The sequence below is a fragment of the Streptomyces sp. NPDC001903 genome, assembly GCF_042891345.1.
Lineage (GTDB): Bacteria > Actinomycetota > Actinomycetes > Streptomycetales > Streptomycetaceae > Streptomyces.
In genome coordinates this window covers 20,682-45,091 of the sequence record NZ_JBIASZ010000027.1, presented here as the reverse complement: position 1 = coordinate 45,091, position 24,410 = coordinate 20,682, and the positions used below count along the sequence as shown (strand labels likewise).

19 protein-coding genes are annotated in these 24,410 nt (G+C 70.7%); 6 read left to right on the top strand and 13 right to left on the bottom strand.

Features of this window, described 5'->3' with window-relative positions; translation table 11 throughout:
* Positions 1–70: 70 nt before the first annotated feature.
* Positions 71–1,156, top strand: a complete 1,086-nt coding sequence (locus ACFYZS_RS37245) for a DUF5937 family protein (protein WP_389023006.1) — start codon at positions 71–73, stop codon at positions 1,154–1,156.
* A gap of 53 nt (positions 1,157–1,209) precedes the next feature.
* On the opposite strand, the gene ACFYZS_RS37240 is transcribed toward ACFYZS_RS37245, so the two are convergent.
* From ACFYZS_RS37240 to ACFYZS_RS37230, 3 genes are read right to left on the bottom strand one after another with little or no spacing between them, the layout of a single operon-like run.
* Positions 1,210–1,587: a fic family toxin-antitoxin system, toxin component gene (locus ACFYZS_RS37240; protein WP_389023003.1), complete on the bottom strand. Its 378-nt coding sequence runs from the start codon at positions 1,585–1,587 to the stop codon at positions 1,210–1,212.
* A complete protein-coding gene (locus ACFYZS_RS37235) occupies positions 1,587–1,826 on the bottom strand; it encodes a hypothetical protein (RefSeq protein WP_389023001.1) in 240 nt (79 codons plus the stop codon). The genes ACFYZS_RS37240 and ACFYZS_RS37235 overlap by 1 nt, the downstream gene beginning before the upstream one ends.
* 48 nt (positions 1,827–1,874) lie before the next feature.
* Positions 1,875–3,782: an FHA domain-containing protein gene (locus tag ACFYZS_RS37230; RefSeq protein WP_389022998.1), complete on the bottom strand. Its 1,908-nt coding sequence runs from the start codon at positions 3,780–3,782 to the stop codon at positions 1,875–1,877.
* Positions 3,783–3,951: 169 nt separating this feature from the next.
* On the opposite strand from ACFYZS_RS37230, the gene ACFYZS_RS37225 reads away from it, so the two are divergent.
* Complete coding sequence (locus tag ACFYZS_RS37225; RefSeq protein ID WP_389022995.1) at positions 3,952–5,445, top strand: serine/threonine-protein kinase; 1,494 nt, start codon at positions 3,952–3,954, stop codon at positions 5,443–5,445.
* A gap of 39 nt (positions 5,446–5,484) precedes the next feature.
* On the opposite strand, the gene tgmB is transcribed toward ACFYZS_RS37225, so the two are convergent.
* The 4 genes from tgmB to ACFYZS_RS37205 form a co-directional block, all read right to left on the bottom strand.
* The gene (gene tgmB / locus ACFYZS_RS37220; protein WP_389022991.1) at positions 5,485–6,456 is read right to left on the bottom strand and encodes an ATP-grasp ribosomal peptide maturase; all 972 of its coding nucleotides are present in this window, start codon (positions 6,454–6,456) and stop codon (positions 5,485–5,487) included.
* Entirely contained in the window at positions 6,453–6,704 is a 252-nt protein-coding gene (tgmA, locus tag ACFYZS_RS37215) for a putative ATP-grasp-modified RiPP (protein WP_389022989.1), read from the bottom strand. The genes tgmB and tgmA overlap by 4 nt, the downstream gene beginning before the upstream one ends.
* Before the next feature lie 73 nt (positions 6,705–6,777).
* On the bottom strand, positions 6,778–7,755 hold the full coding sequence (locus ACFYZS_RS37210) for an alpha/beta hydrolase (protein WP_389022986.1): 978 nt from the start codon (positions 7,753–7,755) through the stop codon (positions 6,778–6,780).
* 94 nt (positions 7,756–7,849) lie between these two features.
* Positions 7,850–10,312 (bottom strand): penicillin acylase family protein, encoded by a 2,463-nt coding sequence (locus ACFYZS_RS37205; RefSeq protein ID WP_389022983.1) that lies wholly within the window; start codon positions 10,310–10,312, stop codon positions 7,850–7,852.
* A gap of 206 nt (positions 10,313–10,518) precedes the next feature.
* Here ACFYZS_RS37205 and ACFYZS_RS37200 point away from each other — a divergent pair, with 206 nt between their 5' ends.
* A complete protein-coding gene (locus ACFYZS_RS37200) occupies positions 10,519–11,187 on the top strand; it encodes a cutinase family protein (protein ID WP_389022980.1) in 669 nt (222 codons plus the stop codon).
* 15 nt (positions 11,188–11,202) lie between these two features.
* Here the strand turns inward: ACFYZS_RS37200 and ACFYZS_RS37195 are convergent, their stop codons facing one another.
* A complete protein-coding gene (locus ACFYZS_RS37195; protein ID WP_389022977.1) occupies positions 11,203–12,258 on the bottom strand; it encodes a BTAD domain-containing putative transcriptional regulator in 1,056 nt (351 codons plus the stop codon).
* 436 nt (positions 12,259–12,694) lie between these two features.
* Here ACFYZS_RS37195 and ACFYZS_RS37190 point away from each other — a divergent pair, with 436 nt between their 5' ends.
* On the top strand, positions 12,695–16,675 hold the full coding sequence (locus tag ACFYZS_RS37190; RefSeq protein ID WP_389022974.1) for an FG-GAP-like repeat-containing protein: 3,981 nt from the start codon (positions 12,695–12,697) through the stop codon (positions 16,673–16,675).
* A 115-nt stretch (positions 16,676–16,790) separates the two neighbouring features.
* Entirely contained in the window at positions 16,791–17,699 is a 909-nt protein-coding gene (locus tag ACFYZS_RS37185) for a poly-gamma-glutamate hydrolase family protein (protein ID WP_389022972.1), read from the top strand.
* Between the two features lie 118 nt (positions 17,700–17,817).
* Here ACFYZS_RS37185 and ACFYZS_RS37180 read toward each other — a convergent pair whose 3' ends face one another.
* The 5 genes from ACFYZS_RS37180 to ACFYZS_RS37160 are packed head-to-tail and all read right to left on the bottom strand — an operon-like array spanning position 17,818 to position 22,342.
* The gene (locus ACFYZS_RS37180) at positions 17,818–18,525 is read right to left on the bottom strand and encodes an ABC transporter ATP-binding protein (RefSeq protein ID WP_389022969.1); all 708 of its coding nucleotides are present in this window, start codon (positions 18,523–18,525) and stop codon (positions 17,818–17,820) included.
* Complete coding sequence (locus tag ACFYZS_RS37175; RefSeq protein ID WP_389022966.1) at positions 18,522–19,298, bottom strand: ABC transporter ATP-binding protein; 777 nt, start codon at positions 19,296–19,298, stop codon at positions 18,522–18,524. Before ACFYZS_RS37175 ends, ACFYZS_RS37180 begins: the two co-directional genes overlap by 4 nt.
* Positions 19,295–20,290 carry a branched-chain amino acid ABC transporter permease gene (locus ACFYZS_RS37170; protein WP_389022963.1) on the bottom strand — a complete coding sequence of 332 codons (996 nt, stop codon included), beginning with the start codon at positions 20,288–20,290 and terminating at the stop codon, positions 19,295–19,297. The genes ACFYZS_RS37175 and ACFYZS_RS37170 overlap by 4 nt, the downstream gene beginning before the upstream one ends.
* Positions 20,287–21,165 carry a branched-chain amino acid ABC transporter permease gene (locus ACFYZS_RS37165; protein WP_389022960.1) on the bottom strand — a complete coding sequence of 293 codons (879 nt, stop codon included), beginning with the start codon at positions 21,163–21,165 and terminating at the stop codon, positions 20,287–20,289. The genes ACFYZS_RS37170 and ACFYZS_RS37165 overlap by 4 nt, the downstream gene beginning before the upstream one ends.
* A 1-nt stretch (position 21,166) precedes the next feature.
* Complete coding sequence (locus ACFYZS_RS37160; RefSeq protein WP_389022957.1) at positions 21,167–22,342, bottom strand: ABC transporter substrate-binding protein; 1,176 nt, start codon at positions 22,340–22,342, stop codon at positions 21,167–21,169.
* A 241-nt stretch (positions 22,343–22,583) separates the two neighbouring features.
* Here ACFYZS_RS37160 and ACFYZS_RS37155 point away from each other — a divergent pair, with 241 nt between their 5' ends.
* Entirely contained in the window at positions 22,584–24,215 is a 1,632-nt protein-coding gene (locus tag ACFYZS_RS37155; protein WP_389022955.1) for a carboxylesterase/lipase family protein, read from the top strand.
* Positions 24,216–24,410: the final 195 nt, after the last annotated feature.

The window sequence follows — 24,410 nt, the reverse complement described above, 5'->3', positions numbered from 1 at the left end:
CGGCCGCGTCGGTTGACGGACACCGTCAACCGACTTCGGGGGCGGCCGTCCGGTCGGGGATCCTGAGGGGATGACCTTGAGGATCGACATCGGCGGGCTGCCGTCCGAGCGACTGCGGTTCGCCGCCTCGCCGCTGGCCGAGCTGACCGCGATGCTGCACGTACTGGCCGAACCGGGGCATCATCCGCAGTTCGCCGGCTGGGCCGGGGAAGTCTGGGCCGGGCTGCGGCCGGAGCTGGCGGAGCGGTTGCGGGAGGCGGAGTTCCTCTGGCGTTCCTCGCAAGCCGACTTCCTGCTCCCCGCCCGGCCCCGGCCGACCCTCGCCGAGGAGTTGGACGAGGTGGACCGGATCGACGACGAGAGGTACGTGACCGCCGCGCTCGTCACCACGTGCGGCGGCAGCCGCGTCCACCTCGCCGCGCCGTCGCCGCTCACCGATGCCGCGGCGCGCGAGCGGGCCCTGGAACTGGCCCAAGCCCGCGGCGCGCGGCAAGAGGCCTTCGCGGAACGGCTGCTGGCGGACCCGGCCGCCGTACGGTCGCGGGTGCGCCGCACCCTGGAAGAGTGCGCCGACGCGTTCTTCGACGAGGCCTGGACGGACGCAGCCGTACGGCTCGCCACCGACCTGCGCCTGAAGAACGACCTGCTGAAGCACCAGGGCGTCGCGGCGGCACTCGCGTCCGTCTCCGGCGCCGTCACCCTGGCTCCGGACGGCGACTGCATCATCGTGGACAAGCTGCAGGACAAGGCGACGGCCGCCCACGGCAGCGGGGTCACCTTCATCCCGAGCGTCTTCGGCAGCCCCCACCTGGTGGTGGTCCACGCGCCCGGGTGGCAGCCGGTGGTGCAGTACCCCGTGGCCGGGCCCGGCCCCTCGGAGCCGGTGTCGCTGGAGACGGTCACGCTGCGGCTGGAGGCGCTCGCCCATCCGGTACGGCTGCGGCTGCTGCGCACCCTGGCCCGCGGCCCGCACACCAACGGCGAACTGGCCCACGCCTGGGAGCTCTCGCCCCCGGAGGTCTCCCGCCACCTCGCCGTCCTGCGCGGCGCGGGCCTGCTCACGGCCCGGCGCCGGGGACGCTACGTCCGCTACACCCTCGATCTGCCCGAGCTGACGGCGCTGGGCACCGACCTGCTGGCGGCCGTACTGCGCTGAACGGCAGCGGCGGAGGCAACGACGGCGGCCGGCGGCCAGTGCCTGATGGCCGGTCAGGTGGCGGTGGGCCAGGTCCGCAGGAGCGCGGAGATCCTCCCGGCGGAACAGGAGGGGCTGAGGAGGAGGTCCTTGAGGGCGATCGCGTCCTCACGGGTGGGCTTGACCCGGATCCCCGCGGCTTCCAGGTACATCACCGCGGTGGCCGCCGCGACGGCCAGATTGGAACGCTCCAGCCAGCGGCAGCGCCCGAGGGTGTGCATGAGGGCCGCGGCTTTGGCGTAGGGGCCGTCGTACAGCGGCTGCCCGAACAGCTCGGCCCGGTGGCGGGCGACCGCCGAGACGGGCACGCCGTAGTCGTCCGGGGCCGGGTCGCCCACCCCGGCCGCTTCGGCGACCTGGAGGATCCAGGCGACGTCGATGTGCGGTTCCATCAGGCGGCACGCGCCCCCGGCGAGGCCTGCTGGGCGTCCTCGGCCTCGTCGAAGACGCTCTGGTGCTCGGCGAGGAAGCGGGCGGCGGCGTCCACCGCCCGGGCCCGCAGTCCGCTGGCGTCGTCCTGCACGAGGCGTGCGAGGTAGTCGCCGATGCTCAAGCCCAGGTCGGCCGCGCGCTTCCTCGCCAGTTCCGCGATGTCCGCGTCCACGCGGGCTCCCAGCTGTGTTTTCGCCATACCCGGATGGTAACAGCTGTTACCAGTCCCGGGGGCGAGCCTCCGGGACTACAACTGCGTGAGGGCCCGGGGGTCGGCCGGGCGGGGGACGTAGACCGGGGAGTCCGACTGGTAGAAGAGGTCGATGTCGGCCTCCTCGCCGCCGACGATCAGGGTGTCCCAGGCTCCGCTCTCCCGCAGGGTGCGCAGGGTGGCGGGGGCGATCGAGGCGAGGTGGGAGCGGAGCTCCTCGTCCGTCGGCAGGCCGGGAAGCCGGGGCGCCAGCCGGTCGCGGATCCCGGACATGCGCTCCAGCAGCGCGTCCAGGTCGCCCCCGTCCTCGGCGCCGGGCGCCGCAGCGCCGCCGGCCTCCGCGCTGCGCGCGATGATGTCCCTGATGGCGCGGGTGACGCCCTGCTCGTCCGTGGTCACCATCGCGTTCCAGGCCCGGCTCTTGTGGCGGTACTGGAGCATGGACATCGCCGCCTCGTGCCGGATGAAGTCGGCGTCCCGCAGCGGCTTGCCCCGCCAGGCGCGGCTGAGTGAGCGGGCGAGTGAAGTGGCGGAGGCGAGACCGCTGTTGAGGCCGCGGCCCGGCCAGAAGTGGATGGCGTTGGCCGCGTCGCCCAGCAGGAAGCCGTACGTGCCGGGGCTGGTCGCGGTCGGGCGGTGCAGCTGCGCGGTGAACCGCGGGCGCTGCACCATGTCCAGCCGGAACGAGGTGATCGCGGACAGGTCGTCCTCGGCCACGCCGAAGAGGCCGAGGCCCTGCCGGATCTCCTTCCACAGCGGGGAGCTGCGCAGCAGCGCGGGCAGGAAGAGGGTGCCGTGGGTGGGGCAGCGGAACTCGTTGTCCTCCTCCTGTCGGCTCATGAGGCAGGGGCGGGTGGCGATGCACTCCTCGAAGACCTGGCGCACCGGGTCGATGCCGATGACGTTCCTGGCCTCCTCCCGGGTGAGCCGCATGTTCAGGAAGCCCTCGCCGCGCAGCGAGTTGAGGAGGAACCGGTTCTGCGACACCGTGAGCAGCACGCTCATCGGGTCCGGCAGCTTCGACTTGACGCGCAAACCCAGGACGATGTCCTGGAGGTGCTCGCCGTCGAGGGAGTAGATCGAGGCGTCGGCGGCGCCGAAGCGGTCGGCGTAGTGCTCGCGGGTACGGGAGCGGCCGCCCTCGCAGACCACGAGGACGTGCTCCTGGGTGAGCCGGTTCTGCTGCTCCTCCACGTCGAAGCGCCTCGGGACGAGGCGGATGGCCGACCTGCGGTTCGCCAGGGCCAGCAGCCGGTCCTCGATGTGGGCGATCCGGATGTTGCGGGGCGGGCGGCCGTCGACGGAGTCAGGGCCGACGGGCCACATCTCGGAGTACGCGCCGTCGTCGTCGAAGAGCGCGCCGAGCACCTCCTCGGACAGGGCGAGGTACTGCCGGCTCTGGACGGTCACCACCTGCTGGCGGCGGAAGTTGCCCTGGGTCTCGTCCTTCCAGACGACCGCGGCGCCCTTCCTGGTCCAGCGTCCGTCGTAGAGGGTGATGAGGGTGCGGCCGGGCAGCATCTCGTCGAGCGCCAGGGCGAAGGCGAGGCCGACCGGGCCGCCGCCGGTGACGGTGACCCGCAGCATGCCGGGGTCCGCGGCGCTCGGGCGGGGGACGTCCAGGAGGGAGAGGTCCATGACCGTCTCCATGGAGTCCTGCGCCTCGTAGAGGAAGGTTTCATCACCGATGCGGATGCAGTCGTTCGGGCGCAGGACGTGCCGGGTGACGCGCTGGTCGTTGACGAAGGTGCCGTTGCGGCTGTCCCGGTCGTAGAGGACGAAGCCGGTGTCCTCTGCGAGGACCTCGGCGTGCAGCCGGGAAGCGCTGGGGCTGACGATCACGACGCCGTTGTCGCTCTTGCGCCCGAAGCTGAGGGGCTCGCTGCCCAGGACGACACTCTGCCCGGTGAAGGGACCCGTGCGCCCGACGATGACCGATGGCACTGCACACTCCTCGAAAGCGATGCTGCTGACTGTTCCTACGACAGCAACACGCCATCGAGAAGGTGTTCGGTTCAACCATCTCCGAAAAATTCCTCGCGTTCGGCTGAACCGGGAGCCCGGCAGGTACGTGATGCTCACGTCGGCCGCCTTGAGAGGAAGAACCGCCCCCATGCACAACGAGGAAACCGAGACCGAGACCGTGTCGGAGACCGTGCTCGCCGCCACCACCGCGGGCGCGGCCACCACCGCGGCCGTGCCGCAGGCATCGGGTGCACCCGGCGGCGAGCGACTGATCGCGGGCCGCTACCGCCTGCTGTCCAGGCTTGGCGAGGGCGGCATGGGCACCGTGTGGCGGGCCCTGGACGAGACCCTGCAGCGGGAGGTCGCCGTCAAGGAGGTGCGGGCCCCGGCCGGTCTGGGGGCGGGCGACATCGCGCGGATGTACAGCCGGCTCGAGCGGGAGGCGTGGGCGGCGGCCCGAATACCCGACCGCAATGTGGTGACGGTCCACGACGTGGTCATGGACGACCGCCGGCCCTGGATCGTCATGGAGCTGATCCGCGGGCGGTCACTCGCCGATCTGCTGCGGGACGAGGGGCCGCTGACCCCGCGCCGCGCCGCACACATCGGCGCGGGAGTGCTGGGCGCGCTGCGTGCCGCGCACGCCGTCGGGGTGGAGCACCGGGACGTGAAGCCGGCGAACGTGCTGCTCGCGGAGGACGGGCGGGTGGTGCTCGGCGACTTCGGCATCGCCATGGTCGAGGGCAGCACCGCCCTGACCATGACCGGCGAGGTGGTCGGCTCCCCCGAGTACTTGCCGCCCGAGCGGGCGCTGGGCCGCCCCTCGGGCCCCGAATCGGACCTCTGGTCGCTCGGCGTGATGCTGTACGCGGCCGTCGAGGGGATCTCCCCGTTCCGGCAGGACACCGCGCTGAGCACGCTGCGCGCCGTCGTGGACGAGGAACCGCCGCTACCGACCCGGGCCGGCCCGCTGGCCCCGGTCATCGCGGGGCTGCTCCGCAAGGAGCCCGCCGAGCGGACCCCCGCCGCCGAAGTCGCCGAGGCCCTGCGGGACATCGCCCACGGACCGGACGCCACCACCACCGCGACCACCACCGCCACCGCGAGCACTGCCGCGAGCACTGCCCCCGCCCTGCCGAGCCCGGTGGATCCGACCGCGGCTCCGGAGCCCGTGCCCGCCGGGCCCGCCGCCCTCCCCCGCAAGCGCCGTACGGCGGCCTTCGTCACGGCCGGAGCGGCCGCCTGCGTACTGGCGGCCGCCGGGCTGGCCTATGCCCTCACGGAGACCGACGGCGCCGCGCCCGATTCGGGCGTACGGATGTCGGTGGCGGGCGCGAACACCACCTACACCGGAAGCTGCCCGGTTCCCGAGAACCGGGCCCCGTCGTTCACCGCGACCTTCACCGCCTCCGAGCCCACCCTGATCTCCTACCGCTGGGTGTCCGGCGACGGCTCGGTGGTGGATCCGCACTGGCGCACCATGAAGATCGGAGACAAGGCCGACCCCACGGGACACGACACCGTACGCCTCACCACCTACGCCAAGGCCGGCACCCTGACCACCGGCATGGCCGTGGAGCTCCAGAGCCCCGCCCACGCCACCTCCAACCCGGCCCCCTTCTCGATCACCTGCACCGGCTGATCCCCATCGCGCCGAGGGGGTCCAGACCGGCGGACCGGCTCACTCCCCGGGGCCGTTCTGGAGCTGGTCGGCGAGGGCACGGGCGATCGAGCCGGTGATCGGGGCGGGTTGCCATGCCCACTGTCCGTTGGGGTTGCACTCGAGGAAGTACCAGTCGCCGGCGGGCGTGACGGCGAAGTCGAACGCGCCGAAGGTGAGCCGGGAACCGGTGAGGTAGGCGGACACCGAGCGCGCGACCTGGTCGGGGACGGTGATCGGCGTGCACTCCATCAGGGACTGCCGATGCCGCCAGTCGAGATCGGGACTGTCGATCCGGACCGCGAACAGCCGGTGGCCGACAGCCGTGAGGCGTACGTCGAACGCCTTCTCCACCTTGGCCTGGAACATGTGCGGGCAGCCGGCCACGGCGGCGGTGATCTCCTGCGGGCGCACGTCCCGCACCCACACCTGCCGGGCTCGGCCGTCAACCGCATAGGGGGTGTTCCACAACGGCTTGTAGACCACTCCGCCGCTCTGATGGGCGGCGAACTCCCTGGCCCGGTCGGCGTCGTTGGTGATGAGCGTGCTGGGGACCGAGAGGCCGCAGCGCCGGGCGGTGGAGAGCTGGGCCGGTTTGTACTCCGCCGCCCGGTTGTCCCACGGGTGGTTGACGTAATGGGCTCCGGGAAGCGACGCCAGGATGCCTCCGACCCCCCACAGGGATTGCGATGCCGCGAACCGGCGGTCCTGTCCCTCCAGTTCGGGCGGGCCGTCGAAGGGCGAGGGACGGCGGGTCCAGACGGAGCGCACCCTCGTGAGGTCGAGCTCGCGGCTCGGCGTGCGCAGGGTGCCGCACTGACCGCCCGTACCGTACCTGGCGGTCAGCGCGGCACCTGCGTGCAGGTCGGTGCCGGGGTCGAGACGGACCACCGGGACCCGGCGTTCCGCGAGGATGCGCAGTACCAGGTCGGTGGTCACGTCGTCAGGCTTGGTCAGCACCAGCACCGACCCGCCCGTGCCTGTCGTCGTCACTGGTCGTAGTCGGAGTCCGAGGTGTCGTCGGAGTCCGAGCTGTCCCAGGTACTGGTACTCGTGGAGCCCGAGGTGCTGCTGCTGGTCCGGGAGTCCTGGAGTTCGACCGTCCGGCCCTGCTCGTCGACGAAGACGGCGATCTGGGTTTCGGGGTCGATCTCCGGGACGTACGGGGGTACCTGGGCGGTCTCGGCGTACGGTGCCATGCGGGTGGTGCCCCAGGGTGCGCCGGTGTCTCGCGTTTCCATCGTCGTGCTCCTTCGCTTGTGACCGGTCGTCGGTATGGCTCTCCCCAAGAGGGGACGGGTGCGGTTGCGCCCGTCAGGAGGCGAAGGCCCTTTCCAGCCTGGGGATCAGGTCACGCAGGTCCTGTTCCCAGCAGCCGGCGTTGTGGCCGCCGTTGCACTGGGTGCCCCAGGCGGAACCGTCGCCGTAATCGACGTAGTAGTAGGACATTCCCAGGGCGTCCATGCTGTCCTTGACGTGCTTGGACGCGCTCTCGACCCAGAACTCCAAGTCGGTGACGTCTCCGCGCCCGTTGCCCACGTAGATGGAGACCCCGACTCCCGCCAGCTTGTTCATGTGCGCCGCCGGGTCGACCTCGTTGAACCGCCAGTCGGCGTTGAACACCGGGTAGGGCGAGCCGAACACGGCGTCGCTGTCCACGCTGGGCTCGTAGGCGACGAGGGAGGCGACGACGGCCATCCGCAGGTCCATGGAGCGGACCGACAGATCGATGTCACCCGACAGGGACGCGGTCTGGCTGAACAGGTCGGGACGGACCTGGGCGTAGTGCAGGGCCCCGAACCCGCCCATCGAGACACCGGCGACGGCCCTGGCCTTCTTGGTGGCGATGGTGCGCAGGTTCGCGTCGATGAACGGGATCACCTGCTTGAGGTGGAAGTTCTCCCAGTTCTGGGCGCCGGCCGCGGTCCTCTGGTTGAGCCAGTTGGCGTACCAGCCCCGAGGACCGCCGTCCGGAATGACGGTGATCATCTGGTCGGAGGTGGTGAGCGCCGGGTAGTTCTGCTGGATCGGGTCGTCGGGAGAACCGTGCAGGAAGTACAGCACCGGATAGCGCCTGGCCGGGTCGTCGTAATAGCCGCGCGGCAGGATGATTTTGATGTGGTGCCCACCCGCGACCTCCGGTGTGGTCACGGTGATGTGGAAGTTGGTGGGACCGCCTGTCGCCGCGCCGACCTGGGTCAGGCCGAAGCCGTCCGCCAGCGGCGGGGGGCCGGTGGGCTCGGCCGCCTGCGCCGAGCCCACCGGCACGGCCAGCGCCACCATGGCGGCCATCAGTGCCACCATCAAGCGCCACCGACTCGTCTTTCTCATCACGGTGTTCCCCCTCGGGAGCGTTGTCGTTGGAAGTCCTGATGGAAGAGAGGCCTCAGGAAAGGACCTTGGTCTCCAGCGCCGGTGAAGCCGCGATCTGATCCTCGGTGAACCGTTCCGTCACCCACTGCCCGGCCGAGAACAGCTTGGTCTGGTCGGCGTGGTGCGGCGAGTTGGGGTCGGCCGACTGGGAGTAGGCGAGCACCGAGGAGGCCTGTGGCGGGCCGTCGGCGGTGAACTTCACCTGCTGGATGAAACTGGACCCGAAGAAGATGTCCGGCTTGCCGTCGACCAGGCCGGGTGTGACCACGTTCAGTACGCCCAGTTCACTGATCGAACCGTGGATCGGGATCTGCTCACCGTTGCGGGTGATCTTCTGGACCTCCGACAGCGGCGCGTTCAGCGGAACACCCGCCCTGCGCAGGGCGAGGACCGCCCGGCCGAACGCGTCGCGGACGGCGGAGCTTCCGGAGTCCAGCGAATTGGGCGTGTGAACCGGGTCCTTGGGGTCGAAGGGCACCCGCCACGGCAGCTTCTCGATCGCCTGCCCGCCCAGTAGGAAGGCCCAGTAGTTCTCGAACAGCCAGGACCCGCGGCTGTCCGCCGTGAAGTCATGGTCACGCCAGGCGGCCAGGACCGGGCACGCCTCGCTCACGTTGACCAGATTGCCGTCCACCAGGATGAGCCCGAAGGGCACGCTCCGGCACATGGCCACCGTGGCATCGAGGGCCAGGTCGGCCGCCCTGCTGTTGTCGGCGAACAGCAACTGACGCATGTTCTCCGGTGTGAAGCCCCTGCCGGGCAGGCCGTCGGTGCCGTTGATCCGGTTCTGCGCGGTCAGGATCAGCTCCTGGGTGCGCAGCGACCGGGGGGCCGCCGTATCGCCCATCACCCTGGGGAAGGACAGCGGCTGCTCGGGGTTGGCCAGCCAGGCACTGTCGTTGGCGTTGCCGACGAAGTCCTTTCGGATCAGGCGCGGCTGCTTGTGCGGGTCCAGCAGTCCCGGCGCGACCGCGTTCGGGTCATCGGGCCAGTCGCAGGCGCTGCGTTTGCCGTCGAAGATGGAGACCGGAGGTACGTTGGGCAGCCGCAGCTCCTGGTTGAACAGCAGCCGCCCGGTCAGGGTGAGGCACGACTGCGCGTGCTCGTCGGTGATGTTCGGGGTGGCCTGGATGTCCGCGTACAGCGCGTTGCCCGTGCGGTCGGAGGCCACGGTGTTGAAGAAGGGGACGCCCTGCGTGGTCTCCAGGGTGTTGACCACCTCGTTGACGTCCTTGGCCTGGTCCAGGTGGAACCAGGTGTTGAGCGCCCGCAGGTTGTCCATGTTCACGTCGCGTACGGCGTGGGCGCTGACCACCCACGGCAGCGGGATGCCCAGGACGGACGTGACGATCGGACCGTACCGGGTGGACCAGAGCGTCCTGGTCACCCTGCCGATGGAGCCGTCCGCGTTCAGTACGTCGACCCCGACCTGCTGCGAGGTCATCTGCTGCCAGGCGCCGTCGACCAGGTAGTTGGTCGGGTTCAGCGGATCGACCTGTACGTCGAACAGCCCGAACGGGGCCACCGTGGCGACGGTGTGGCTCCAGGCGACGTCGTCGTTGTGCCCGATGTTCACCGCGGGGAAGCCGAGCAGACTGGCCCCGGAGACATTGACCTTCCCCGGGATCGTCAGCTGGCTCTGCCACATCCGGTTCTTGCCCTGCCACGGGAAGTGCGGGTTGGCCAGCAGCATGCCGGTGCCCCCGGACACGCCCTGCGAGCCCACCGCCAGAGCGTTGCTGCCCATGCTCTGTTGACGGCTGACGGCCAACGCGTCGCGGATCTTCGCCGCCGTCTCCCCGGGTGAGGATGCCGGCGCAGCGGCGGCGGCCGAGGCCCCCGGGGGCGCGGCCGTGACCTGGCCGTCCAGCAGCGGATCGGCGCTGCCCATGATGATCTCGGCGTGCGCGTGCCGGTAGACGTCCAGTTCCGTGATGGGCCGTACCCAGGCCGCACCACGGCAGGCCGGATCGGAGATGTTGTTCACCCCCGTCTCGGCCAGGTACCTGTTGTATCCCCGGACGTAGCCGCGAATGGCTTCCTTGACCTGCGGCTCCGGCCCGTTGGGGGCGGGCTGGTCGAGCAGCCGCTCCACCACCCGGTTGTCGTTGATCCTCTGGAAGTACAGGTCGCTGTTGAGATTGGTGGTGGTGTTCTGCTTCTCGCCGGGGCTGGCCTTGCCGTCGGGCCCCAGGTAGCGGGACTTCTGGGCATTGACCATCAGGTAGGTCTCCGCCAGGGTGCAGACGTTGTCCTTGGCCGCGGCGTATCCGTAGCCCGTTCCCAGCCCCTCCCAGTCCGAGGCGATGATGTGCGGGATTCCGTACTCGGTGTAACGGATCGTCGGCTTGTCCGGCCCCTGTCCGGCGGCGGGCGAGGTGGCGGCCGGCGATCCGGCGGCCGCCATCGTGCTCATCACCGCCACCGCGGCCATGACCGCCATGGGCAGCCTCGCCATGAATCTCCTGCGCTCCATCGAGCCGTCCTTCCCCCCTGTGGACCAGGCCTTCCTCCGAACGCACCCACGCTAGGGAGGAGCGATGAAATCCCGATGGAGTCGCCGCGCCCCCACCGGTTTCATCGGGATGTCATCGGCCGCTGCGACTGTCGTCCGGTGACCTTGGCCGACCGTGTTCCGCACCGGAAGGCGGACGCGTGGGCCGACTACTTGTGGAGGATCGAATGCGAGCCAGAAGGATCGCGGCCGCGGCAGCCGGGTTTCTGATGACGGTCGGACTGTCAGCGGTACAGGGGGCCAACGCGCCGGGGGCCGCGGCGCAGACGGCGGCTTCGTGCGAGGGCACGTACACGATCGTCGTCGGGGGCACCGGCAGCTCGTGGAACAACGACGGCTTCTACGGCAACATCCAGCAGCACGTCGGGTACCCCACCCAGATCCCCAACGGCGCGAGCGCGCGAGCGGGCGTCAACGAGCTGAACCGGCTGGTCCGCGACCAGCGGGCCGCCTGCCCGTGGCAGCACGTGAAGATGGCCGGCTACTCCCTGGGCGCCGCCGTGGTGCACGTCTGGGTCACCGAGAACTGGCAGACGTTCGACAACGTCAACGCCATCCTCATCGCCGACCCCAAGCGCCAGGGCCCTCCCGGTGCCAACGGCGGATCGGTGCCCTTCGGCGGGATCGTCGGCGCCCCGCTCGCCGGCGCCGACCGGTTCTTCGGCAACGTGCCCGTCAAGACCATCTGCCACTGGGACTACGTCTGCGACGAGTCCGCCGGCATCTGGACCTACCCGAACAACCACGTCAGGAACTATCCCGAAGACTTCAACATGGACCACCACAACGACAGCGCCAGCGAGCAGTGGTACAACGGCGCCTGGTACGCCTGGTAACCACGCGGCGGTCCTTCACCACCTGTCGGCGGCCGGGACATCGGCCACCGGCGGGTGGTCCCCGCGCAGGATCATCTCGTACGTCCGCCGCAGCAGCCGACTCGGCGCAACGCCCAGGTCCTCGGCCAGACGGCGGCGGGTGCGGTCGAACACGGTCAGGGCCTCCGTCCGCCGGCCACCGAGGCACAGCGCGCGCATCAGCATCGCGGCCACCGGCTCGTCCAGCGGGTTCGCCGCGGACAGGGCGAACAGCTCGGCGATCGCTTCGAAGTGCCGGCCGAGCCGGAGCTGCCACCGCGCCTTCCGCTGCGCGATGGCGATCCTGCGCTCGGCGAGCCGCAGCCGCTCCACCTCGGCGAGCGGTCCGGGCAGCCCCGCCAGAGGCTCCCCGCGGAACAGGTCCAGCGCCCGGGAGCACAGCCGGACCACCTCGGTCGCCTCGCCCGCCCGGTCGGCCCTGCCGACATCGGTGAGCAGGCTCTCCAGGCGCGCCACGTCCACTTCGACGGCGCCGGGAGCGAGCCGGTAGCCGCACCGGTCGTGTTCGATCACCGAGTCCGGGCCGTCCCCGGTGCGCAGGACCTTGCGCAGCCGGTAGACGTACACCGGCACCACGTTCGTGAGGGGAGATTCCATCCCCCACACTCCGTCGAGCAGTTCCTGCCGGCTGACCGTCCGCCCCGCGCCCAGCGCGAGCGCCGCCAGTACGGCTTGCTGACGGAGGTGCCCCAGGTTGAGGGGGCGCCCGCCCTGCCCCGCCTGCAGCGGTCCGAGCAGGGAGATCCGTACCGTCGGTCCCGCCGCCGGGCCCGCGGCGGTCCGCCGCGCCAAGCTCGCCTCCTGTGTGCGCGGTCCGCTGCCGGGCACGACGAGGCCGCAGTCGAAGGCGTGGACGATGGCGGCGGCCCGGTCGCGCAGCCCGAGCTTCGCGAGGATGCGCGCGAGGTGTCCGGCCACCGCGTCTTCGGGGATGGCGAGGTCGGCGGCGATCTCGTCGTCCTGCAGGCCGCAGCCGACGGCGCGGAGCACCCTGCGCTCCTGCTGCCTGAGCGTGGTGGCAGTCGTCGGCATCACTGCTCCCTGGGCTGGCCGGACCGGCGTACGCGGTCGACAACGTAGCGGCGCAAGCGCCGGCCGAGGCATCCGGAACGTTCCGGAGTGACACGGGAATTCGCCACCACGGATAACAGCGCGCATTCCTGCTTCTTCGGCGCCCGGATGCTCAAACGAATGCCAAACAAACGCCAAGTTCAGACAAAATGATCTTGCCGGTCAAACCGGACACCATACATAAGAACGCCATAAAAGACCAGGTCAGATAGGCAGCGTCAAGCCAACATGGCCAGTAGAGTGACTCCGAATATCAACATTTGGAGTTTGCGTGAGACGAAGAGCGGTTCGCTCCGGAAATCCGGGCGGGCGGGGGATGGCGCGATTCATTTCGCTTGCCCTCATAGGCGGAATTGCGGCTACCGGTTTGACCGCGCTCGCACCTGCGCCGAGGGCCGTGGCGGCGACCGACCCGGTCGCCGAGGGGTCGATGAGCGCCGAGGACTTCGCGCTCGCCAAGGCCAAGGAGACGGGCCAGCCCTACGAGCTGGTGTCCGCGCGGACGGAGTCCTCCGACACCTGGGCCATGCCGACCGGCAAGTGGTCGGTGAAGCGGCACGGCACCCCGGTGCGGGTGCTGCGTGCCGGAGCGTGGGTGGCGACCGACCCGACGCTGGTGTTCGCGGCCGACGGAAAGGTCGTGTCCAAGGCCGCGACCGTGTCGGTGTCGTTCTCCGGTGGCGGTACGGGTCCGCTGCTGACGGGCGTGAAGGACGGGCGCACGCTGTCCCTGACGTGGCCGAAGGCGCTGCCGAAGCCGACGCTGGCGGCGAACGTGGCGACGTACGCCAACGTACTGCCGGACGTCGACCTCCAGGTGAAGGCCGAGGTCGAGGGCTTCTCGCAGCTGCTGGTCGTCAAGACCGCCGCCGCGGCCGCCAACCCGGAGCTCGCGTCCCTGAAGTTCAAGGTCGCCACGGTGGGACTGAACGTCTCCACCGACGCCGGTACCGGAGCCATCACGGCGGTCAACCCCGCCGGCCAGACGGTCTTCACCAGCCCGTCCCCGCTGATGTGGGACTCGACCACGACGGCGGCCCCCGCGGGCGTGCAGTCCGCCGCGGCCCCGAAGTCGCTGAGCTTCGCCGCGGCCGCCGAGGGCGAGACCCCGCCGGCCCCTGCCGACGCCTTCACTCCCCCGGCGGGCGCCAAGGACGCGCAGATGCCCACGACGGTGGCGAACGGCACCCTGGAGATCAAGCCGGACCAGGCGCTGCTGACCGGCGCGCAGACCAAGTACCCCGTCTTCATCGACCCCTCGTGGGCGTGGGGTGAGCGGCAGAACTGGACCCGGGTCTACAAGAAGTACCCGAACACCTCGTACTGGAACACCAAGGACGACGTCCGGGTCGGCTACGAGGCCGAGACGAACGGGCTCTCCCGGTCCTTCTTCCAGTTCGACACGTCGAACATCAAGGGCGCGCAGGTCAACAAGTCGACCCTGCGCGTGCGCAACACCTGGTCCTGGTCCTGCCAGGACCGCCCGGTCGAGCTGTGGACCCTCAACGGGGGCATCTCCTCCAAGACGACCTGGAACAACCAGCCCGGCAAGGGCTCGAAGCTGGCGACGGTCAACGACTCCAAGGGCTGGAGCAAGGACTGCGCCGCCGGGAACCTCGAGTTCGACACGACCTCGCTCGTCCGGCAGGCCGCGGCGAGCGGCTGGGCCAACGTCACGGTCGGCCTCTACGCCGGCAACGAGTCGGACACCTTCGGCTGGAAGCGCTTCGACCCGAAGACCCTGACGGTCGAGACCGAGTACAACAACCCGCCCAGCACCCCCGGCTCGCTCGGCACCAACCCGTCCACCTCGTGCACGGACGGCGGCGCCATCGGCAACACCCAGGTGAGCCTGTACGGCACCATCGACGACGCCGACGGCGGCAACCTGCAGGCCGATTTCGAGATCTACAAGGCCGGCCAGAGCACCCCGACCGCCACGCAGTCGATCCCGGCGAACCGGGGCCGGATGGCGACGTGGGTCGTGCCCGACGCCACTCTGCCCACCGGCGAGTACACCTGGCGGGTCCGCGCCAAGGACCAGGACAACGCGTACTCCGGCTGGTCGGCCACCTGCAAGTTCTCCATCGACCGCGCCCGGCCCGAGAAGCCTCCGGTGATCAGCTCTCCCCAGTTCCCGGACGGGGCGGGCGGCTGGCCGACCACCACCGGCAAGGCCCGCACCCCGGGCAGCTTCACCTTCAGTGCCAACGGGGTGGCCGACGCCAAGGAGATCCTCTACTACACGGACGTCGAGCCCGGTCCGCGGGCCATCGCGCCGGGTGCGACCGTGACCATCACGCCGCCCGGCTACGGACCCCACCTCGTCTACGCCTACACCGTGGACAAGGCCGGCAACCGTTCCAACACGGCCGTCTACCGCTACTACGCGGCGCGCTCGGCAGTGCGTGACAGTGAGAACGACCTGAACGGTGACGGCAACCGGGACATCTGGGCACTCGACAGCCAGGGTTCGCTGCTCGCGTACGCGGGCCAGGGCAACGGCAAGTTCTCCGCCGCGACCAACGCCGGGCGCAACTTCCAGGGTGCCCAGATCCAGGCGAGCGGGGACTGGGGCCAGGACGGCTACAACGACCTCGTCGTGCTCAAGTACGACGACGTCGACAAGCGGAAGAAGCTCTGGAGCTACGCCAACAACGGCAGCGGCACCGTCACCAACCAGTACAAGGAGCTGAACGTCTCCTGCCCGTTCGCCAACGGGGAGGACTGCGTCGGCGACGACACGTGGACCGGTGACAACCACTGGTACAACGCCGAGCAGGTCGTCTCGGCAGGCGACCTCAACGGGGACCTCAACCCCGACCTCCTGGTCAAGCAGGGCAAGTTCCTCTGGGCCTACTACGGCAACCGCGCCGGGCACAGCCTCGACGCACGCGAGCCGGTGCTCGTGGGCGGCGGCGACTGGGACAAGTTCACCGTGATCGCCCCCGGCGACCTCAACGGCGACGCCATCGCCGACCTGTGGCTGCGTGACAACGCCACCGGCGACATCCTGCGCTCCTACGGCAAGAAGGCCGCCAACGGCTACCTCGACCCCACCACCTGGGGCGACACCGCCGGCCGCGTCAAGATCATGACCGGCATCACGGCCGCCACCTATCCGGGCGTCGGCTCCGTCGGCGACGTCACCGGCGACGGCATCGCGGACCTGTGGGCCCGCAAGACCGACAACAGGGTGACCGGCTGGACCGGCAAGACGCCGGGCGCCGACAACGTCTCCTTCGCCGCCACCTTCCCCATCGACGGCGTCGGGGGCGCGCGCATCGCCGCCGGCACCACGCTGTCCTCGGGCCAGGAGTTCAACAGCGGCCTCTCCAAGCTGGTAATGCAGGCCGACGGCAACCTCGTACTGCTCACCAAGGACTCCAAGCCGATCTGGGCCACCAACACCAACGGCAACCCCGGTGCGATCGCCCGCATGCAGAGCGACGGCAACCTCGTCGTCTACAAGGCCGACGGCACCACCAAGCTCTGGAGCAGCAACACCAACACGCCGTACGCGTACGCGGTACTGAACCCCCGCGGCGTGCTGGTCATCTACAACGGCTCCGGACAGGGACTGTGGACCAGCGGTTCGCAGAGCCGCCCCGACTACAACGGCGACGGCTACACCGACGTCCTGGCCATCGACCCGCACGGAGACATGTGGGTCTACCCCGGCACCGGCGGCACGGGCACCAGCACCCTCGGAAGCCGCTACTTCGTGGGCAACGGCTGGTGGCCGGACGGCTGGACCAACGCCTACACGGCCGACTTCGACAATGACGGCTACTCCGACGTCCTCGGGCGCACCAAGGAAGGCGACCTCTACCTCTTCGCCGGCAACGGCGGTACCGGCCCCTATTCCTTCAACGCGCCGGTCTTCATCGGCAACGGCTGGAACTACCACGCGCTGGGCTTCGGCGACATCAACGGTGACGGCCGTACCGACGTCATCGCCCGCGACCACGGCGGCGACCTGTGGATGTACCCGCACACCGGCGGAAGCGGCACCAGCGCCCTCGGGGCGAAAACGTTCCTGGGCAACGGCTTCTGGCCCGACGGCTGGACGACCCTGCGGTACGCCGACCTCAATGGCGACTACAAGATCGACATCCAGGCCCGCAACGTCAACGGCGGCGAGGTCTACATCTATCCGAACACCACCAAGGACGGCGCCGTCAGCTTCGGCTCCCCCACCTTCAGCGGCAACGGCTTCTGGCAGGGTGAGTGGAACCCGTACGCCACCGACCTCAACAGCGACGGTGCCCCCGAAGCCGTGGGCATCACCCGGGACGGCGGTCTCTACGACTTCCTGCCGAGCACCGGACGCACTCTGATCGGTGACGGCTGGCAGAGCTACAACGTCATCCTCTGACCCGGCCGGACCAGTGAGGGGCGAGCTGCCGCACGACCCGTGCGGCAGCTCGCCCCTTCGCGTAGGCGATGGCCCGTCCCGTTTCCCCGGCGACCTCATCAGAAATGATCTCCGCATGAACATCACCAGCAGGCGTACCGTCCTGACCTCCGTGGCGGCCGCGGCCGCCGCGCTGCCGCTGCTCAACGACCTGGCCGGAAACGGCAGCACGGCCGCCGCCGCCACCGCAGCGGCCTCGGGCGACCGGTTCGCCTCGAACTCCGAGCTGTACAACAGCGAGGCGTTCCAGGAGGGCACCCACTGGATGCGCCGCTTCCGCTGCACCCCTCGGACCGAGCTCCTCGACAACACCAGCCCCACGAGCATCCCCGTCCGCAGCACGGCCGTGATCGCCCCGCACGGCGGCGGCATCGAGGCCGGCACCAGCGAACTGTGCCTGGCCCTCGCCGGCTACCAGCCCGCCGGCGCCGGAGACACCCTGCCCACGGCCCTGAGCGGCGTGCCGCAGCGTGACTACTGGATGTTCGAGGCGCTGGCCTCCTCCGGGGAGCTCCACGTCACCTCCACGCACTGCGACGACCCGGCCGCCCTGGCCGTCTGCGGCAACAACCTGTACGCCGTATCCCTGCACGGCTTCACCCCGAAGGCCGGCCAGCCGGCCAAGCAGATCCTCATCGGGGGCCGCGACCAGCGGCTGATGCGGAACCTGGCGTCGGCCTTCGAGAAGTACGGGTTCACTCCCTCGGCCGCCACCCCCGAACTGGCCGTGACCGTGACCCTCTCCGGGGTGGACGCCGCCCTGGACGGCGACGACCCGGCGAACATCGTCAACCGCACCCGCACCGGGGCGGGCGCCCAGCTGGAGCTGTCGACGGCGCTGCGCGAGGCGATGTTCGGCGCCTTCGGCAGCGCCGCCGACCGCCGGCGGACCGCCGGTGTGGGAGAGGGCAACCAGGCCCACTTCTGGAACGGCTTCCTGGGCGCCGTACGCGAAGCCGTCGACCGGCACGAACTCGGCCGCTGAGGCGGGAAACGCAGAAGAGCCCCGCCGGACGGGTGTCCGGCGGGGCGGGGGCGGACACCCTCGGTGGAGGGTGGTCGCCGACCGTCTCGTCGTGCAGGACCGCGAAGCCGGAAGCGGCTCAGTCGACGCCGAGCAGGCGCCGTCGGTCGTCCGGGCGGGAGGCGAATTCCGTGCAGGGCGCCCGGTGGACGATGCGGCCCTTCTGCATCACCGCGACGTCATGGGCCACGGAGAGGGCGAGCCCGAGGTTCTGCTCGACGAGGACGACCGCCATGCCCTGCGCACCCACCTCGAGGATCACCTCGCCCACCTGCGCGACGATCGCGGGCGCGAGACCGTCGGACGGCTCGTCGAGCAGCAGCAGGCGCGGATTGCCCAGCAGGGCCCTGGCGATCGCGAGCATCTGCTGTTCTCCGCCGGAGAGCTGGTCCCCCCGGTGCCCGAGCCGCTCCCCCAGCCGCGGCAGCAGTTCGAGGACGCGGGCCCTCGTCCAGGGGCCCGTCGCCGGACGCCGCGAGGCGATCGTGAGGTGCTCGGCCACCGTCAGCGGCGCGAACACCCGCCGCCCCTGCGGGACGATGCCGACCCCGGCGCGGGCGATCACGTCGACGCGGGCTCCGGCGAGCTCCCGGCCGTCGAGGGCGACGCTGCCCCCGTACGGTCGTACGAGCCCCATGACGGTCGAGATGAGGGTGGTCTTCCCCACCCCGTTGCGCCCGAGGACGGCGACGATCCCGCCCGCGTCGAGGTCCAGGTCGACTCCGCCGAGGACGACGCCCCCGGCGTAACCGGACCGCAGGTCACGTACGCTGAAGAACGGTTTCACGAGGGGACCTCCGCTGTGCCGAGGTAGGCGCTCTGGACCGCGGCGCAGGACCGCACCGCGTCCGGAGGGCCGGTCATCAGGTGTCGGCCGAGGTGCATGACGGTCACCGTGTCGGCGAGTTCGAAGACCATGTCGAGGTCGTGTTCGACGAGGAGTACGGTCACCTCGCCGGGCAGGGCGGCGATCAGTGCGGTGAGCCGGGCGGTCTCCGCGGGAGACATGCCGGCGGCCGGCTCGTCCAGGAGCAGCAGCCGGGGGTCGGTGGCCAGCGCGACGGCGACCTCCAGCTGCCGCCGTTCGCCGTGCGAGAGTCCGGCCGCCGCGAGCTCGTGCCGGGCGGCCAGCCCCACCTGGTCGAGCAGCTCGTGCGCCTGGGCGATCGTCTTCGGCCGGGCGGAGACCCTCCGCCGGCCTCCGAATCCTCCCCCGGGCCGTCGCAACAGAGCGAGCAGTACGTTCTCCAGCACCGACTCCCGCATGAAGAGGCTGGAGTGCTGGAACGTCGCCGCGACCCCGAGGCCGACCCGGCGGTGCACGGGCAGCCGGGTCACGTCCTGCCCGTCGACGAGGATCGATCCGGCGGTGACCGGCAGCGTTCCGGAGATCAGGCCGAACAGGGTGGACTTGCCCGCGCCGTTCGGCCCGATGATCGCCTGCCTCGCCCCCGCCCGTACCCCGAGGGAGACCTCGTCGAGGGCCCGGAAGGACCCGAAGTGCCGCGAGACGTTGCGTAGTTCGAGGAGCGGTGGGCGGTCGTGGGTCCGGTCTGTCACGTCGTTCTCTTTCGGGTGGGCGTGAGCGGCAGCCGTACGCCGGCCAGCCCGCGGGGCAGCGCGTACACGGCGACGACGAAGAGCAGCCCGAGCAGCAACGGGCCCCGCCCGGCGACGGCTTCGAGGTTGCCGAGGTAGTCGCGGGTGAGCCAGACCAGCGCGGCTCCGGCGCAGGCTCCCCACAGGGAGCCGGAGCCGCCGATGACCACGGCCAGCAGCGCCAGGGCTGCGATCTCGAATCCGGCGTCGCCGGGCGAGACGAACCGCTGCACCGAGACCCACAGGGCTCCGGCGACGCCCGCCAGTGCCCCGGCCCCGCAGTAGACGGTCAGGGCGTAGCGCCGCGTCGGGTAGCCGATCGCCCTCATCCGCGGCTCGTTGTCGCGGATTCCGCGCAGGGCGAGGGCGAAGGGGGTCGAGCCCAGGCGCGAGACGGCCGCGATGAGCAGCAGGAACACGGCCAGTACGTGGAAGTAGACCAGTCCGTCCAGCTCCAGTGCGGGCATGCCGGGCAGGGGCACGACGGGCGGGATGCCCGATATGCCGTCGGTGCCGTTCGTCACGGGCTTCCAGTTGACGGCGGCGCTGTACACGATCTCGCCGATCGCCAGGGTCAGCATCAGGAAGACCACGCCGCGCGCCCTCACCGCCAGCCATCCGGTCGGCAGCGCCACCAGCGCCGAGACGCCCGCGGCGATGAGGAGTTGGAGGATCCCGATGTCGGTGAGGCGCGTCGCCACGAGGGCGGCCGTGTAGGCCCCGACTCCGAAGTAGGCCGACTGGCCGAGGGTCGGCAGCCCCGTCAGGCCGGTGAGCAGGTTGACACTGACGGCGAGGAGGCCGAACACCAGGATCCGCGACAGGGTGCCGATGGCGTACGGGCCGAGGACGAAGGGGGCCAGGGCGAGTGCGAGGACCGCGGCGGACGCGGAGAGCCGCCGCCCGAGGGCGCCCGCGGTTCCCGCCGTGCCGGTGGTTCCGGTCCGGTTCATGCGTGCACCGCCGACGGGACCAGGCCGTTCGGACGGACGACGAGCACGACCAGCATGGTGCCGAAGAGCAGGAAGGGCGCGTACTCGGGGAGCAGCGCCACCCCGAGGGTCTGCACCTGTCCGATGAGGAGCGCTCCGGCGAGCGCTCCGCGCACGGATCCGAGGCCGCCCACGACCACGACCACGAGGGAGAGGACGAGCACGGTCTCGTCGACGCCCGGTCCCGGGCCCAGGATCGGTGCTCCGAGGACGCCGCCGACCGCCGCCAGGGCCGCGCCGGAGGCGAAGACCCCGTACAGCACCTTGCGGACGTCGACCCCCAGTGCGCGCACCATGTCCCGGTCGGCGACGGCGGCCCGTACCAGCGCCCCGAGCGAGCTGCGCTCGAAGACGAGGTGGACCAGGAGCGCGAGGCCCGCCGCGACGCCGATGAACACGAGCCGGTAGACCGGATAGGCGTGGCCGACGAGGTCCACCGTGCCGCGCAGGGCCGTCGGCGGGTCGGTGGGGAGGACGTCGCCGCCGAAGACCGCGGCCAGCAGGTCCGCGACGATGAAGGTGATGCCGAGCGTCAGCAGGGCCTGGTCCAGGTGCCCGCGCCGGGCCAGCGGCCGGGTGAGGAACGTGAGCGCGGCCCCGCCCGCACCGCCCGCCAGGGCGCCGGCCGCCAGCGCGAGGACCAGGCCCCACAGGCTGCCGTCCGACAGCGCGTAGGCGACGTACGCCCCGGCCAGGTAGAGCGTGCCGTGGGCCAGGTTCAGCACGTCCATCATGCCGAAGACCAGGGAGAGTCCGACCGCGATCGTGAAGAGCAGCAGACCGAAGGCGACCCCGTCGACGACGCTGACGAGGTTGCCGTTCAACCATCCGGTCATGTCAGCCGCCCAGCCGGCCGAGTTCGGCGGTGACGGTGTTGGCGCCCTGCTTGACCTCGCGCAGGTACCACGGCTGGACGGGCGTGCCCGCGCTGTTGAACTTCCAGGTGCCGCGCGGGCTGTCGACGTCCCCCACCTTGGCGATGGCGGCGTTGACCGATTCCGGGGTCACGGTGCCGCCGGCGGTCTTGATCGCCTTGTCGAGCACCTGCGCCGCGTCCCACGACGCCATCGCGTAGGTGGTGGCGGGCGCTCCGTAGGCGGACCGGTAGGCGGGCGCGAACTGCTTGTTGGCCGCGTTGTCGAGGTCGGCGCTGTAGTTGAGCGCCGTGTGGATGCCTTCGGCCGCCTCCCCCTGCCCCTTCAGTACGCCGCCTTCGGTGAGGAAGCCGGGGCCGTAGAGCGGGATCTTGCCGGCCAGCCCGAAGTCCCGGTACTGCTTGACGAAGTCGACGGCGGCGCCGCCCGCGTAGAAGCAGAAGACCGCCTTCGCGCCGGAGTTCTGGATCTGCGCCAGGTAGGGCTGGAAGTTCTTGGTCCCCGGGAAGGGAGTGTAGACCTCCTCCCCCGCGAGCTTGCCGCCGGCCGGGAGGAAGGTGGATTTGAACCCCTCCACCTCGTCCTTGCCCGCCTGGTAGCCCGCGGCGATCAGGAAGACGGGGCCGCCGGCCTTCTCCGCGACGTACGTGCCGAGCGCCTTGCCCGGCTCGTCGTTGACGTACGACGTGCGCCATATGTACGTGGTCCCGGTCAGCGTCGTCGGCGAGGCGTTGGAGCCGACGAGCGGGACCTTGCTCGTCTCGAAGAGGTCCTTGACCCCGTTGACGGTGGCCGAGCTGACCACGCCGCTCACCGCCAGTACCCGGTCCTGCTTGACGAGCTTCTCCGCCGCCGCCTTGCCGGAGTCGGCCGTCTCCCCTTCGTCGGCGATCACGAGCTCCACGTCCCGGCCGCCGAGTTTGCCTCCGTGCTGCTTGACGTAGAGCTCGAAGCCCTGCTTCATGTCGTCGCCGAGCGCCTTGTACGTTCCGGACTGCGGGACGAGGAGCCCGATCTTCACCGGCCCGTCCTGCTTGTCGCCGTCGCCGGTCCCGAGGCTGGCGCCACCGCATGCGGTGGTCAGCAAGAGGCCCGTGGTGACGGCGATCAGACCAACGGGGCGAAACCGACCTGCCATGGAGACTCCGTACGTAGTCAGCCGGCCCTGGTGGACCGGGTGTTGCCGATGGATGCCTGGAGGGTGACACGTGTCTATCGCGTAAATGAGACGGCCGTCAATAGTTCGCAAGATACGGAACGGCGAGACCCTCCCACCCCTTGACCCCGCTCGCCGATATGGCGTAACACTTGCGGTCGTCAAAACTCCGCCATGCCATAATCCGGCGGCGGTCCCGCGATCAGTCAGGGAGTGAAGCACCATGACCGACGATCCATCGCGACGCAAAGTCCTCAAGAACAGCACGGTGTTGGCCGGCGCCGCACTGCTCTCCTCCGGGATCCCCGGTGGGTACGCGGCGCAGGCAGCAGCGGAGGCGGACGACCCCTCCCCGGTCGTGGACCTGCCCGCGGGCCGGCTGCGCGGAGCCGTCGAGGGAGGGCTCGCCGTCTTCAAGGGCATTCCCTACGCGGCGCCGCCGGTCGGCCCCCTGCGCTGGCGCCCGGCCCAGCCCCATCCCGGCTGGCCGGGAACGCGCGACGCCACCGCGTTCGGCCCCAGTGCGCCGCAGCTCTACCGGGAAGGCGGCGACCCGGTCCTCGGATCACACGGCTCGCCCCCGTTCGACGAGGACTGCCTCACCCTCAACGTCTGGACCCCGCGGGCCGACAACGCCAAGCGGCCGGTGATGGTCTGGATCCACGGCGGCGGCTTCCTCTCCGGATCCGGCTCACTGCCCATCTACTCCGGCGAGACCTTCGCGCGCGACGGCGATCTCGTCGTGGTGACCGTCAACTACCGGCTCGGACCGCTGGGATACCTCTACTTCGGCGAGGAGGGCGCCGGCGGGAACTTCTGGCTCACCGACCAGCTCGCCGCTCTGCGCTGGGTACGGGACAACGTCGCCGCCTTCGGTGGGGACCCGGACAACATCACCCTCGCCGGTCAGTCCGGCGGCGCGTTCTCGGTCGCGGCGCTGGCCGGTGCCCGGCCGGCGGGCCGCCCGCTGTTCCGGCGCGCCATCCTCCAGAGCCCGCCGCTGGGGCTGCAGCTCCCCACGCGTACGGAGTCGTTGCAGCGCAGTGCCACCTTCCTCGACGTCCTCGGGGCCAAGGACGTGGCGCAGCTGCGGACCCTGCCCTGGCAGCAGCTGGTGGGCGCCACCGTCGAGATGTTCAAGCGCACCGGGCGGTGGGGGTACTGGTCGACCCCGTTCCTGCCGGTGATCGACGAGGTGACGCTGGACCGCCACCCCTGCGACCTGCTGCTCGGCGGTCCCGGGGCGGACATCGACATCCTGATCGGGTGTACCAGGGAGGAGGCCAACTTCGCCTTCGCGCTCGACCCGACGTACGCCGCCTCGACCAAGGAGCAGGTGCTCGCACGGGCACGGGACACCTTCGGGAGCCGCGCTTCCGAGGCGTACAGCGCCTACGAGGAAGCCCGGCCGGGCGCCCGCCCGGTGGACGTGCTGATGGACCTCATCAGCGACGACCTGTTCCGGATGCCCGGGCTGGCGCTCGCCGAGCGGCGGGCGGCGGCTCGCAAGCGTCCGGTCTGGGCCTACCAGTTCGATCTCCCGACGCCCGCGCACGGCGGCAGGCTCGCGGCGCCGCACTGTCTGGAACTGCCGTTCGTCTTCGACAACTTCGACAAGTGGTCGCAGGCCCCGTTCCTGGCCGGGCTCGATCCCCGGATCCGTGAGGGGCTGGCCTCGACCGTGCACGCGGCATGGATCTCCTTCATCCGTACCGGCGACCCCAACCACCCGGCCATGCCGAACTGGCAGCGCTACGAACGGGACACCCGGACCACGATGCGCCTGGACTCGGTCACCACCGCGACGAACGACCTCGCCGGCTACTGGCGGCGCCTGCGGCCGGCGGGCTCCTAGGGGGTGTCCGCAAAGTCCCGCCTGCCCCGCGGAGCCCGGCACGCACTCTCGGCGCACCGGGCGAAATCCCGAGTACGCCCAGTACACCGGCTTCCGCCCGGCACACCGAGAGCACGCACCGGACACCGCGGGAGCGCCCTTCGGGCGCACGGCGCTACTTTGCGGACACCCCCTAGGAGAAAGGGAGGGCCCCCG